This window comes from Sutcliffiella horikoshii, from assembly GCF_002157855.1.
Lineage (GTDB): Bacteria > Bacillota > Bacilli > Bacillales > Bacillaceae_I > Sutcliffiella_A > Sutcliffiella_A horikoshii_C.
The window spans coordinates 3,587,100-3,600,950 of record NZ_CP020880.1; the positions used below are offsets into that span (position 1 = coordinate 3,587,100).

At 40.7% G+C, this 13,851-nt stretch carries 12 protein-coding genes and 3 pseudogenes; 4 read left to right on the top strand and 11 right to left on the bottom strand.

Annotated features, from left to right (window positions below; translation table 11 throughout):
* Positions 1-57 precede the first annotated feature (57 nt).
* Both B4U37_RS18470 and B4U37_RS18475 read right to left on the bottom strand, forming a co-directional pair.
* On the bottom strand, positions 58-1,425 hold the full coding sequence (locus tag B4U37_RS18470) for a bifunctional metallophosphatase/5'-nucleotidase (protein WP_088019419.1): 1,368 nt from the start codon (positions 1,423-1,425) through the stop codon (positions 58-60).
* Between the two features lie 14 nt (positions 1,426-1,439).
* On the bottom strand, positions 1,440-2,288 hold the full coding sequence (locus tag B4U37_RS18475; RefSeq protein ID WP_088019420.1) for a DUF72 domain-containing protein: 849 nt from the start codon (positions 2,286-2,288) through the stop codon (positions 1,440-1,442).
* Between the two features lie 117 nt (positions 2,289-2,405).
* On the opposite strand from B4U37_RS18475, the gene B4U37_RS18480 reads away from it, so the two are divergent.
* Positions 2,406-3,059, top strand: coding sequence for a VC0807 family protein (locus B4U37_RS18480; RefSeq protein WP_088019421.1), 654 nt, complete (start codon positions 2,406-2,408; stop codon positions 3,057-3,059).
* A 67-nt stretch (positions 3,060-3,126) separates the two neighbouring features.
* On the opposite strand, the gene B4U37_RS18485 is transcribed toward B4U37_RS18480, so the two are convergent.
* The 4 genes and pseudogenes from B4U37_RS18485 to B4U37_RS18495 all read right to left on the bottom strand — a co-directional run bounded on the left by B4U37_RS18485 (position 3,127) and on the right by B4U37_RS18495 (position 6,599).
* Positions 3,127-4,206, bottom strand: a complete 1,080-nt coding sequence (locus tag B4U37_RS18485; protein WP_088019422.1) for a Ger(x)C family spore germination protein — start codon at positions 4,204-4,206, stop codon at positions 3,127-3,129.
* Positions 4,196-4,693: a GerAB/ArcD/ProY family transporter gene (locus tag B4U37_RS22470; protein WP_245840012.1), complete on the bottom strand. Its 498-nt coding sequence runs from the start codon at positions 4,691-4,693 to the stop codon at positions 4,196-4,198. Before B4U37_RS22470 ends, B4U37_RS18485 begins: the two co-directional genes overlap by 11 nt.
* A gap of 43 nt (positions 4,694-4,736) precedes the next feature.
* Positions 4,737-5,285 (bottom strand): annotated as a pseudogene (locus tag B4U37_RS22620) (GerAB/ArcD/ProY family transporter); the annotation flags it as partial.
* A pseudogene (locus B4U37_RS18495) lies at positions 5,266-6,599 on the bottom strand (spore germination protein). The pseudogenes B4U37_RS18495 and B4U37_RS22620, both read right to left, overlap by 20 nt.
* 205 nt (positions 6,600-6,804) lie before the next feature.
* Here B4U37_RS18495 and B4U37_RS18500 point away from each other — a divergent pair.
* The 3 genes and pseudogenes from B4U37_RS18500 to B4U37_RS18510 all read left to right on the top strand — a co-directional run bounded on the left by B4U37_RS18500 (position 6,805) and on the right by B4U37_RS18510 (position 8,312).
* Positions 6,805-7,234 (top strand): annotated as a pseudogene (locus B4U37_RS18500) (DUF2975 domain-containing protein).
* A 30-nt stretch (positions 7,235-7,264) separates the two neighbouring features.
* Positions 7,265-7,468, top strand: coding sequence for a helix-turn-helix domain-containing protein (locus B4U37_RS18505; protein WP_088019423.1), 204 nt, complete (start codon positions 7,265-7,267; stop codon positions 7,466-7,468).
* Between the two features lie 4 nt (positions 7,469-7,472).
* The gene (locus B4U37_RS18510) at positions 7,473-8,312 is read left to right on the top strand and encodes a DUF817 domain-containing protein (protein WP_088020366.1); all 840 of its coding nucleotides are present in this window, start codon (positions 7,473-7,475) and stop codon (positions 8,310-8,312) included.
* A gap of 45 nt (positions 8,313-8,357) precedes the next feature.
* On the opposite strand, the gene sufB is transcribed toward B4U37_RS18510, so the two are convergent.
* The 5 genes from sufB to sufC form a co-directional block, all read right to left on the bottom strand.
* A complete protein-coding gene (gene sufB, locus B4U37_RS18515; protein ID WP_010196644.1) occupies positions 8,358-9,755 on the bottom strand; it encodes a Fe-S cluster assembly protein SufB in 1,398 nt (465 codons plus the stop codon).
* A 75-nt stretch (positions 9,756-9,830) separates the two neighbouring features.
* Positions 9,831-10,265: a Fe-S cluster assembly sulfur transfer protein SufU gene (gene sufU, locus B4U37_RS18520; RefSeq protein ID WP_010196645.1), complete on the bottom strand. Its 435-nt coding sequence runs from the start codon at positions 10,263-10,265 to the stop codon at positions 9,831-9,833.
* Positions 10,255-11,475, bottom strand: coding sequence for a cysteine desulfurase (locus tag B4U37_RS18525; protein ID WP_088019424.1), 1,221 nt, complete (start codon positions 11,473-11,475; stop codon positions 10,255-10,257). Before B4U37_RS18525 ends, sufU begins: the two co-directional genes overlap by 11 nt.
* Positions 11,475-12,767: a Fe-S cluster assembly protein SufD gene (sufD, locus tag B4U37_RS18530; protein ID WP_088019425.1), complete on the bottom strand. Its 1,293-nt coding sequence runs from the start codon at positions 12,765-12,767 to the stop codon at positions 11,475-11,477. Before sufD ends, B4U37_RS18525 begins: the two co-directional genes overlap by 1 nt.
* 15 nt (positions 12,768-12,782) lie before the next feature.
* Complete coding sequence (gene sufC / locus B4U37_RS18535) at positions 12,783-13,565, bottom strand: Fe-S cluster assembly ATPase SufC (protein WP_088019426.1); 783 nt, start codon at positions 13,563-13,565, stop codon at positions 12,783-12,785.
* Between the last annotated feature and the right edge of the window lie 286 nt (positions 13,566-13,851).

Genomic DNA, 13,851 nt, shown 5'->3' on the forward strand with positions numbered 1-13,851 from the left:
ACGCTCCCTTCCCATATCAATTTATGGTTTGCGCGTGGAAAGGGTGTAAAAAATAGGTCAATTATCAGAAAATGAATGTGCTAATACATCCCGAAGCAGTTCCGGCAGAAAAAACTTCTTTTCTTTTGCCCGGATGATGCTTGGATACATTCTACCAAAAGTAAACATATCAATGGTCCCGACCGTTACACTGTCTGTTGCATTTAACCGTTTACCTCCAATATAAATATCTGTCACCTGAACGCTACCGTCTTTAATCGGCTCTGTGTCGAACCTGACACCGCTGAATGCCATACGCCCCATCACCTCACCACGGAACCCAAGACCTTTCACTCTCAAGTTTTCCATATCAGGGTGCAGAGCTTGTTGGACGACTTCCCTTAACTCCTCACCAGTCAACGTCACCCTGCAAGGATTAATAGGATGAGGACAAATACGATGGAGCATTCCAAGTGTGACCTCTCCTTTTTCAAGTCCATCAAGCAATACACCCGAATTGACCATCCCGATATCAGCCTCACACCATTCTCTTAACTTATCTGCAAGCAAATCTGGAAAAATAGAAGATGCAAACCACTCTACCTGTAGCGATGCTTCCAAACTTCCTACCTTTTTATTCAAATGCTTCTCCGCTACTTGTTCCATGTCTTTAATCCGCTCTGTTACTTGTTGATCCGGTTTATAGAGTTCCAACTTATGAAGTGTGGCAGTAGAATGAGTCAGTACTTTTAACTCTTGGTCATATCCAAGATCTATCTGCCCTATGTATTGCCCATACTTCCCCGCTCCACAAATTAATGTATTTCCAATCCGTCTTCCTTCAGGCAGAACATGATGGGTATGTCCGCCAAGGATAACGTCTATCTCAGGAAACCTCCTTGCCATCTCCTCATCATCAGAAATTCCCAGATGTGAAAGTACCACAATAACGTCGGCCTCTTCTTTTAAAGCCGGTAGGTATTTTTCCAAAATAATATAAGGGTCTTCTATTTTCCAACCGAGCAGCGCATAAAAATGCTGATAAAAAACTGTCACTCCAATAAAAGCAACCTTAATATCACCCATGGTTTTCACATCATAAGGCTTTACCCAATCCGGATAATCGCCATTTGCTTCGAATAGATTGGCAGCTAAAATAGAAAATTCCGCATCCTCATAAAGCTGTGATAATCCCTGATAGTCCAATGTTATTCCTTCATTATTTCCGAACGTGGCATAGTCATAGCCAAGCATGTTCAATAGACTTGTATTGGCCTTGCCACCGGTAGCTTCTGTAATAGGGTGAAAACGGTCCATATTATCCCCAATATCGACAAGGGCCGATGGCAGTGTGGAATCCTTCTCCTTTAGAAAAGTAGCAAGTTTGGGATAGGCATCAAAATGACTATGAATATCGTTTGTATGTAAAATTCTAATTTGTTGCACGCCGTTTCTCTCCTCTAAAATAAATCTAATTGCCTTGGTGCCAATCCTGTGTATTCGACACCCAATAGGTCAATCATCTGTTTGGCATTTCCAGCTGCATGGCCTCCAGAGTTATTGTTGAATAACATATAGATGTTACTAGATGATGGAGTTAACCTTTCTAGATTCGCCTTCCATTCCATTAGTTCGTTAAGGTTATAATCATACAAATAGCGAACCTCTCTCCATTCCTTTCCTGATGCAGGCTTTGTCCAACCATGAACGTTCCTTCCATGCAGGCGTATTAGAGTATTGTCTGGATCTGTAGGATGCAGGACGGTCGGAATAGACCCTGTTCCCGCTTGTGGTTCATCACAAATACTATGAATCCACCCTTCCTCTTCCATAAACTTCAGCGTTCTGTCATGATAGGCAGACTGAAACCAAGTCTGGTTACGGAACTCCAAGGCCACTTTCGTATCTCCCATTTGCTCTTTACACCATCTTAAATAATCGACATTCTCCTTCTTGCATTCAAACCATGGTGGAAACTGAAAAAGAACCATCGCCATTTTTCCAGCCTTTTCATAAGGCTCAATAGATTCCCTAAAAGCTGTAAACATTCGTTCTTTTGTGTCAAAAGGTATCTCACCACGCTGATGACCAGTCATTCCTTGATATGCCTTTACTATAAACTGAAATCTTTCCGGTGTATCCGCAACCCATTTTTCTACGTTCTGTTTCGGTTGAATGGCATAAAAGGAAGCATCCACCTCTACGGTAGGAAAGTGGGCACCATATTCCAGCAGTTTGTCCCTAGGTGCAATACCCGCAGTATATAACGAATCATGATCTCCCCAGCCTGTCACCCCAACATAAATCATCCGCTTCACCTCATTTTTTACATTTTATCATAACTGAAGGTAATTTCTCATGTTTATAGTGCAGAATATGGGAGTAATTGGTATGATGAATGTATCATTGATACTTTCGGAGGCGCTATGAAAAATAAGATTGTTGTTTTTGACTTACTATTCTATTTGGCTTTACCTTATCTGATTTGGAAATTTGGACAAGAACCGCTTGGAGACTACTATGCAATATTGCTTTCCACTGCGCCGGGATTTGTCTACACCATAGTCCGTTTCGCTGTTGAGAGGCAGTTTAATGTGACAGGGATATTTATTATGGTTTCTCTTTTAGTGAGCACGCTGGTTGATATCCTTTCAGGTGATGCCTTTACTATGCTTCAAAACTCGGTATATGTATCTGCTGGATTTGGCATATTGATTCTCGGTACCATGCTTATTAAAAAACCTTTAGCACTTTATTTTGGAGCTGACATTGCCTATTTACAGGGTCATAAGCGAGAAGAAAGCTTAAAGCTTTATCGACACAAAACCATTCTGCCTACCTTTTATTTTATTACTGCTGTATGTGCACTAAGAGGTCTTGTGGGTGCAGGATTAAAGTATTATCTTATCGGTGTTTATGGGGTGGACGGGTATGATAGAATACTATTCTTTATGAAGGTAAATGGCTGGATATTTGGTGCATTAATTGCTGCAGGATTCATATATTCGAGTTTGAAAATAAATGATTATTTGGAAAAAACGAAAGTCGTGGATACCATTGATAATGATTTAGTAGGGTAAATTACTCCCTATGGGAAAAATAAATGCCTGCAAGGGAAGTATGGATTTGCAGGCATTTACATATATCTTAGGAACCCTCGTCCGCTGGCATTCTTAAATTCCCTTCGTTTTGGATATTAATTTTGATATCTTGTGTAAATACGAGCTTTGGATAATATTTTGAACGCCAGTTTTTTAATTTCTCTCTAGATAACTCTTTTCGAAAATACTGTCCAATTCCGAGGATATCAGCTTCACTTGATTGAATTTTTGAAAACATCTTATCGTACCTTTCCAGAAGCAAGGCTGTCAACGCCTTTCTTATTTCCTCTCTCGAAGCATCTTCCTTAGTTTCTAAAACCATCACATTCAACCGTAATTCGGAATGAAAGTATGGCCTTCCATCTACTATTTTACTATCATGATTCATTCTGTTTCCTAAAATCATGACACTTCCTTCATTCATCACTTCAATTTTTCCTTGATTGCTTTCATCATTAAAGGCATTGTAAAGCAACGTTTCATCGGAGTCTATCATATCAACCATTTTCCCGTTTTTGATGACTGCCCCTCCGACAAATTCACATAGAGAATCTTCCCCTTTGCTTATCATGGCAATGGAAACGTCTTTCGTATAGGAATGAATGCTATGATAGACATGCCATACCCTTGTAATCGGAATTTGCGGATTCCAGCCTGCATTTTTTTCAAAGAAATCCAACAACACCGTTTCTTCAGAATGCTCCTGGTTTTCCAGTGCGGTAAATAATTCCTCTATATCATTCTGGCTAATGACCATTAACGCTTTGGAAGGAACATCCCTTGACCTCATGAAACCAGATATTAAATCCTTCATTCCTTCCTCAGCCAAACTTCTGTCGACAATGATGACTTTGGCATGTAAAAGATCTACGTTGCTCTCCAAATTTGCGCTCATCTTATCAATAATTTGGTTAATCGTGCTACCCGTCTCTCTCACGATAGTTGTTCGTACTTGTCCCCTTGCTGCCTGAGGTACTTGCAAGAACAGCTTATATTCTTCTTGGTTCTTAGTAATCCCAAGAACCACTGGCATCGTTCTATGATTAATGTCTTTATTATCCCAACATCCTGCTAGGCTAAGAACAAACACAAACATTATACAAAGTCCAAGCTTTTTAAGCACCATGCTTCTTTCCTCCCTTTGAGAGCATCCCCATGCACAATAATGATAATGGTACGGTAATCAGGACGTAAAATCGAAAAAAGGTATTCCAGCTAAAGAGTTCTTCTACATCACTCCAGTTAGGAATCAAGAGACATATTAGAAAGATGCTCAAAGTAAAAACAAGAGCCAAATAAGATGGTTTTACAATGGGAATAAACGAGTGGGCGATTCTTACTGCCTTCCACATTACTAATGAAAGGAACAGCATGATGAAGGTTATTAAACTCAATAAGAAAAATATAGTGACGCGATCAAACATCAGCCATGTGATGTTGATTGCATCCAATGTCATGACAAAAGGAAAGAAAAAAGTAGAGGCAGTAGCCTGACCATAAGTAAGGATTGGGACATAGACTGAAAGAAAGAAACATGGAACAACCAAAGCAATTCCCCAAAAAACCATATTTTTCTTGTAAGAAAAATATGGTTGTACAAAACCAAGAAACAAAAAACCCTCCACCTATAGCAAAAAAGCTATTTAAGAAATCCTGTTTCTTTAGGAAGGAAAAGTCAGAATTCCAAACAGGGTAGAGGTAGTTCCAATCCACATTTTGAAAAGAAAAAAACATGACAAAGATAATGAGCGGCAAAAAAAGATAGGCAATTACCACCCCGGTCCTAAAGATGGCTTCTACCCCCTTGATGGCCATATAACAAGTGATAACCAATAATAAAAGCATAATGGCCCAGAGCGGTGTATTGGATAAAAACACTATGGTTATGATTTCTGAATATGCACGGACGGAAATAATCATCGCCATCATAAAATACGCAAAAATCGGAAGAAGGAAGAGTACCTTTAATAACTGTCCTCCTTGTGTGTAAATTTCAATGATATCCTTACCAGGAAAAAAGGCCAAACCTTTCAAATACAAATAAACAACACAAATATGAAGCAGTACACCTAGCAAAATAGGTATCCAGTGGGACTCATTAGAACTACCTATAATATTGGCTGGGTAGAGAAAGAAAATTAGACCAAGATGAGTCAACAAATATATGAAAATTACCTGCCAGCTTTTATCCACTATTAATATCATCCTTTGAAAAATCCATATTTAAATACGGGACGCCAAGCGTATTTATACTGGCAAAATATCCACAAATCAAAAACACTCCTGCCATGATACCTAGAACACCGAATATAGACGCTAAAATCAAAATGGTATACTTCAACATCCGAATGGTGATCAAATTCTGGTAGCCAATGACGGTTGCGTTGGCAATGGTTGTTGCCGCCAACACTATAATGAGAAGATTGCTGACCAATTTAGCCTCAACAGCTGCTTGACCAAGGATAATCCCCCTACCATGGTAATGGTTGGTCCGATACTTTGGGGCAACCGGATACTTGCTTCTACAATTAATTCCAAAATCACAAGCATTAGAATGATTTCCACCAACGCAGGATATGGAACACCATTTCGGCTTTGTGCAATCGATAAGGCCAATTCAATCCGTAAGACCTCCGGGTTGACCGCAACCAGCGCAACATATAACCCAGGGGCAATTAACGCAATCAACACTCCGATTAATCTTAATGCTCGAATGGAAACGGTAATTGGCATAGGAAAGTTTTTATCATTTTCTAAAATAAAAATATCCCAAAAAGTGCTCGGCAGTATATAAGCAAACGGAAAACCATCGATAAAAACAACCACTTTCCCTTTCACCAAACAACTAGCGGCTTGTTGGGGTATTTCTGTAGCATGAATTCTACCAACTGCACTCCATGGGGATAGTTTTAGTACTTTCATTAAATCCTGTATCGATTGTAATTCTATCTCTGATCCGTTCTCTAACAGTTCTATTGTTTTTTGTAAAAGCATTTTATTTACACTTTTGGCATCGTAGCTGATTGATACATTTTTCTTCTGTCTTTTCCCTATCAAAAAATCTTTCACTCGCAGCTGATCAGATACCAATCTTTTTCTGAGTATCCCAATATTCACTAACCTTTCTTCATTGAAAGAGTTTAATGGACCTTGCAATACACTGCCATTCGTAGGCTTTTCCACCGGTCTGCTTAATGACACTCTTATCGGTTCTAAACTTACCACGAAATTTTCACAATCTTCTAAGACTAGTATCAATTCACCTTCTAAGACAGCAGTGATTATTTCATGTTCCTTGCTTATTTTCTTTCCATTACTGATTAAGTAGTCCAGCACTCCTTTATGCATGAGGGTCGCTGTCGTCACATGTTTTTCAATTAGTTCCAATGATTTGGCTATATCAACTAGACTCCGTACACCAATAATCTCAAACTTGGTCTGATTGAATTCCTCTTCTATTACAAAGAAATCATCACTATCACTTAATTTATCCTTTAAGGAGCCTAATAGAGAGCTCATATCATGCTTCCTTTCACCTTTTTTAGGATATCCCACTACTCCCCTATTAGTGTTTCCTTGAAGAAATTATATATGTAGACTCTCCATTTATTGGTACAGGTAGAATGAATAAATGCTTCCTCAAAGTTCTAGTTTTACTAATAATTTATTGTTTAACAATAAATTTTATGTTATATTCAATAAATCATATGTTAATTGGGGTGCTATCATGCTTCATAAAACAGGATTTTTAAAGCTAGAAGTATTGCTTATCGGGACCCTGTTCCTTGCTTTTTTTATCTTCTTGCTGCCGTCTCTTACTAAAGAAGCAGCCGAACAATATTCTAAACTAGCCTTTTTGCAATATCCCTTTTTGATTGGTTTTTTTGCATTATATCAAGCATTAAAACTTTTAAGCTATTTTGACAAAAACAATGCATTTTTCGAGCTACCTGTAAAAGCGTTAAAGACAATCTAATATTGCGCAATGACCATCAGCTCCTTTTACGTCCTATTTCTTCCGCTCCTTACATCATCGGAGAAGAGACGACACTCGTGGTATCATTCTACTCTGTCTGTTCATCATTTTCGTGATGATTGCGGTATATGCAGCCGTTCTTCAAAAGCTCCTGAAGAATGCCATTGATATAAAATAAGAAAAAGATTTAACGGCCTGAGGTGAGAACATGGCGATTATTATAAATGTAGATGTAATATTGGCAAAACGAAAAATGAGTGTAACAGAACTATCAGAGAGGGTAGGGATAACGATGGAAAACCTATCAATTTCAGAAAATGGTAAAGCGAAGGCTATCTGCATGGCGTTGGATTGTCAGCCTGGAGATATTTTAGAATATCGAAGTGAAAATGAGGAATCCCAAAATGGATAAGAAAATGGAAATTGGCTCAGGGAAAAAGAAGAACGAATGGTCCATCTTTGGCGCATTCAAACAGCTCGTCCGTTTCGGTTGGCAACAGGCATTATCCTGCGTGTTTCCTGTCGTTATTTTTGCTTCCCTAGGCATAACTCAAGTGATTCCTCTCCCCTTCCTTCCACGGTATGATTGGCTTCTGGTTATCTGCATTCTGATGCAATGGTGGATGTTACGATCTGGTTTGGAAACGCGCGATGAATTAAAAGTCATCACTTTGTTTCACGTTATCGGATTGGCACTTGAGATCTTCAAGGTACACATGGGGTCTTGGTCCTATCCCGAGGAAGGCTACTCCAAGCTTTTTGGGGTGCCATTATACAGCGGGTTTATGTATGCAAGTGTCGCGAGTTATCTTTGCCAGGCTTGGAGAAGAATGAATGTGGAGCTTGTTGACTGGCCTCCTTTTTGGGCTGTGGTATCGCTCGCAGCAGCCATTTATTTGAACTTTTTCACTCATCATTATTGGATCGATATTCGTTGGTGGTTATCTACTTTAGTCATTATTCTGTTTTGGAAGTCTTGGGTACGGTATGAAGTTGGTGAAAAGAGTTACCGTATGCCCATCGCCCTTTCATTTGTCCTTATCGGATTTTTTATTTGGATCGCTGAAAATATCGCAACTTTCTTTGGAGCTTGGGAATATCCGAATCAAACAGAGGCTTGGAGTCTTGTCCATTTAGGAAAGGTCAGCTCTTGGTTATTGCTCGTAATTGTCAGTTTTCTTATAGTGGCAACCTTGAAGCGTGTGAAGGGGAAAGGTTCAAATAACTTAAATAATCAAATAGCACTCCATAAATAAAAACCTTGGCATGCAAGCACGCCAAGGTTTTTTTATAACTAAATGTTACCCAATTGAACCTTCCATCTCGAACTTGATCAGACGGTTCATTTCTACTGCGTATTCCATTGGTAGTTCTTTTGTGAATGGCTCGATGAAGCCCATTACGATCATTTCTGTTGCTTCTTCTTCAGATAAGCCACGGCTCATAAGATAGAACAGTTGCTCTTCGGATACTTTGGAAACCTTTGCTTCGTGCTCAAGAGAAACGTTGTCGTTGAACACTTCGTTGTAAGGGATCGTATCAGAAGTAGACTGATTATCCATAATTAGTGTGTCACACTCAATGTTAGAGCGTGCGCCAGAAGCTTTTTTACCAAAGTGTACGATTCCACGGTATGTTACTTTACCACCTTGCTTGGAGATGGATTTAGAAACGATAGTGGAAGACGTGTTTGGTGCAAGGTGAATCATTTTCGCCCCTGCATCCTGGTGCTGGCCTTTACCTGCTAATGCGATGGAAAGAGTCATACCACGAGCGCCTTCACCTTTAAGGATAACCGCCGGGTATTTCATCGTTAACTTGGAACCAATATTCCCGTCAATCCACTCCATCGTTGCATTCGCTTCACACACTGCACGTTTCGTAACTAGGTTGTAAACGTTGTTCGCCCAGTTTTGAATCGTCGTGTAACGGCAGTAAGCATCCTTCTTGATGATGATTTCAACTACCGCACTGTGAAGAGAGTTTGTTGTGTAAACAGGTGCAGTACAGCCTTCAACATAGTGTACATGTGCGCCTTCGTCTACGATGATAAGCGTACGCTCGAATTGACCCATGTTCTCAGAGTTGATTCGGAAGTATGCTTGTAGTGGAGTTTCCACTTTAACACCTTTTGGAACATAGATGAAAGATCCACCAGACCATACTGCAGAGTTCAATGCTGAGAACTTGTTGTCAGTTGGCGGGATTACTTTTGCAAAATGCTCACGGAAGATGTCTTCGTTTTCTTTTAATGCTGTGTCTGTGTCTTTGAACACTACACCAAGATCTTCTAAGTCTTCTTGCATGTTGTGGTATACAACCTCAGATTCATACTGAGCAGATACCCCTGCAAGATATTTTTGTTCTGCTTCAGGAATACCTAATTTGTCAAACGTCTGTTTGATTTCTTCAGGTACTTCATCCCAAGAACGCTCAGACTTCTCAGAAGGTTTTACGTAGTACGTAATTTCATCAAAGTTCAAGCTGTTTAAATCGCCGCCCCATTGTGGCATTGGCATGTTATAGAAATGTTCTAATGATTTAAGACGGAAATCCAGCATCCATTGAGGCTCTTCCTTCATACGAGAGATTTCTTCAACGATCTCTTTCGTAAGACCACGGCCGGAACGGAAAATGGAAACGTCTTTGTCCTTAAAACCATACTTGTAATCGCCGATTTCAGGCATTTTTTTAGCCATTTTATTCCCTCCATTCAAGAGGTGAGCAACAGTGCGGCGTATATTGCCGCACTATCACTCCCTATCTTGCCTTGCTTATTCCGATTTGACTCCCTTTTCCATGGCTTTCCATGCAAGAGTGGCACATTTGATACGTGCCGGGAATTTTGCCACACCTTGAAGTGCTTCGAGATCCCCTAAGTCCATCGCTTCGTCGTCATATTCTTTGCCTAACATAATATCATAAAAGATCTGAGATAGCTCGAGCGCTTTTTCCACTTCTAACCCTTTTACTGCTTGGGTCATCATGGATGCAGATGCCATGGAAATGGAACATCCTTCGCCATCAAACTTTGCATCCGCTACTTTTCCATCTTCCACTTGAAGTGTCAAATGGATGCGGTCACCGCACGTAGGGTTATTCATGTCGACAGTGATGCTATCAGACTCGATTGTACCTTTGTTGCGCGGATTTTTATAATGATCCATAATCACTTGACGATAGAGAGTATCTAAATTATTAAAAGACATTACTAAAGTACTCCTTTGTTTTCACTAATGATGCTACTAGCTTATCAATTTCTTCCTCTGTGTTGTACAGGTAAAAACTAGCACGTGCAGTGGAAGAAACGTTTAGATACTTCATTAATGGCTGTGCACAGTGATGTCCCGCACGAACAGCAATTCCTTCAGCATCCAGCACTGTAGCTACATCATGTGGATGTACGTCGTCTATATTGAATGTAACAAGTCCTGCTCTTTTTTGTGGACCGTAAATGGTGATTCCTTCGATTTCGGACATGCGGTTCATCGCATAATCTGCAAGTTTATGTTCATGGGCAAGGATATTGTCCATTCCCACCTGCTCCAGGAAGTCAATTGCTGCGCCAAGTCCGATCGCACCCGCAATAATTGGGGTACCACCTTCAAACTTCCACGGCAGCTCCTTCCAAGTGGATTCCTGCAGTCCGACAAAGTCGATCATTTCCCCACCAAACTCAATAGGTTCCATGTTCTCAAGCAGGTGTTTTTTCCCGTATAGAGCTCCAATTCCCGTTGGAGCACCCATTTTATGACCAGAAAGTGCGAAGAAGTCGCAGTCTAAATCTTGTACGTCCACTTTCATGTGTGGAGTACTTTGGGCACCGTCGACCACCATGATTGCCCCATTTTTATGGGCAATTTCAGCGATCTCCTTGATCGGGTTGATGGTTCCTAATACGTTAGAAATCTGCATGATGGAAACAATTTTCGTGTTTTCCGTGATGGTAGCTTCCACATCTGATAAGGACAGGCTTCCGTCCTCTGTCAGCGGGATATATTTTAAAGTAGCGCCAGTGGCTTTTGCCGCCTGTTGCCATGGAATGATATTACTATGATGCTCCATGTAGGTGATAACTATTTCGTCGCCTTCCGTTAGGTTAGTGCGTGCATAGCTGCCAGCTACAAGATTCAGAGCGGTCGTTGTTCCACGAGTGAAGACTATCTCTTCCCTGTGGGCTGCGTTGATAAAATTCTTTACTTTATCGCGTGCACCTTCATAACCGTCTGTCGCTCTCGTACCCAAAGTATGAACTCCTCGATGAACATTGGAGTTATACCCTTTATAGTACTTCTCCAACGCCTCAATTACCGCTAGCGGCTTTTGAGATGTAGCAGCACTATCCAGATACACAAGCGGATTTCCATTGACCTCTTGATGCAAAATCGGAAACTGCTGACGTATCTCCTGGATATTCATTACTTCACTTTCCTTTCAATTACATCAATCAACTGGTTTTTAACCGACTCGATTGGCAATTGATTTACTACAGGAGCCAAGAATCCGTGGATTACTAAGCGCTCTGCTTCCTTCTTGGAAATTCCGCGGCTCATTAAGTAGTAAAGCTGAAGTGGATCAATGCGGCCAGCTGATGCTGCGTGGCCTGCCGTTACATCATCTTCATCAATTAGAAGAATCGGGTTTGCGTCTCCACGAGCTTTTTCACTAAGCATTAACACGCGAGATTCCTGTTCGGCATTAGACTTGGATGCACCATGCTCAATTTTACCGATACCGTTAAATACAGAGCTAGCGCTGTCTTTCATCACGCCGTGCTTAAGGATTTGACCGTCAGAGTTTTTACCAAAATGTACAACTTTCGTCGTAAAGTTTTGCTTTTGCTCTCCACGTCCAACCACTACTGTTTTTGTATCTCCAACAGAGCCGTCACCCATAAGGTTTGTTACGTTTTCTGAAATAGTGTCGCCATCATTCATCAGACCTAATGCCCACTCAAGAGTCGCGTCACGTCCAACTACTCCGCGGCGGTTAACGTAAGTTGTGACACCTTTTCCAAGGTTGTCTACAGCGCCGTATTGCACTTTAGAGTTTCCGTTAGCGATAACTTCTGTCACGATGTTGAAGATGGAACCATCCCCATCATTATTGGACAGATAGTTCTCTACATAAGTAACCGCACTATTGTCTTCTGCAACGATTAGTACATGGTTAAACACTGCTTCTGCTTGGTCTTGAAGGTAGATCGCTTGGATCGGCTCTTCAATGACAACGTTCTTAGGAACATAAAGGAATGCTCCGCCGTTCATTAATGCAGCGTGTAAAGCGGACAGCTTATGCTCATCAACTTTAACACCATCTTGCATGAAGTACTTTTTCACAAGGTCACTGTGCTCTTTTGCAGCAGTGATGATATCTGTGAAGATAACGCCTTGTGCTTTTAGTTCTTCTTTAAGAGTAGATACCACTGGTGTGTTATCCACTTGAACATATATATTTTCTCCATCTACTAACGCCTTTACCTCTTGAGGCAATTGGTCCACAGAAGTAATGGAAGTTTCTACAGTGTGCTTCTGGAAGTTTGTAAAATTCCAGTTTGTAATCTTCGTCTTATCAGGCTTAGGTAATGGCAGCTCTTCTGCCAAGGAATAAGCTTGTAAGCGAAGATCTAACAGCCACTGAGGCTCCCCTGACTCTTTGGAGTAGTTAGTAAGGTAGTCTTGATCAAACGGTAATTTCGTCTCTAACGTCATGATAATCCTCCTTGCTTACGCTTCTTGACCGACTGTTTCGTCTTCGATACCTAGTTCTTGCTTAATCCAATCATAACCTTCTGCCTCTAAACGTTGTGCTAATTCCTTGCCACCGGACTTCACGATGCGGCCTTGCATCATTACGTGAACGTGGTCAGGAGTGATGTAATTCAATAAACGTTGGTAGTGAGTGATGATAAGGCAACCGAAGTCGTCTCCACGCATTTCATTGATTCCTTTAGAAACTACTTTCAATGCATCGATATCAAGACCAGAGTCAATCTCATCAAGGATCGCAATCTTAGGCTCGATCATCATCAATTGAAGAATTTCGTTACGCTTCTTTTCCCCACCGGAGAAACCTTCGTTTAAGTAACGCTGTGCCATTGCTTGATCCATTTCCAAGAAATCCATGTTTTTGTCCATTTTACGGATGAATTTCATTAGGGAGATCTCATCGCCCTCTTCACGGCGAGCGTTGATAGCAGAACGCAAGAAGTCCGCGTTTGTTACACCACTGATCTCACTTGGGTATTGCATTGCAAGGAATAAGCCTACTTGCGCGCGCTCATCCACTTCCATTTCAAGAACATCTTCCCCATCAAATGTGATGCTTCCGCTTGTTACTTCATATTTAGGGTGTCCCATGATTGCAGAAGAAAGCGTTGACTTTCCTGTTCCGTTAGGACCCATGATTGCGTGAATCTCTCCGCCTTTTACTTCAAGATTTACACCCTTTAAAATCTCTTTATCATTAATGGATACATGTAAATCTTTAATCGTTAACGTTGAACCCATAACTGTAACCTCCAATGTTCTTGTGTTCCTATATGAAAACACATTCTTGTTTTAATTCTCATTTTATTCTCATTACAATCTTATAACAAATAGAAAGTGATAGCAACCTTTTCCGCCTTGTGTAAGATACCCTCAAATTATAACGAATATAAGGGGGGAAAGTCGAATTTTCTAAGGAAAATTATTTAATTTAACTCCCGGTTAATTTCCGTTCCAGTTATTCGCTTTCCGCGGGGCGGTGCTTAAGCCTCCTCACAACGCTTCAGGGGTCTCAACCTACCGCTAC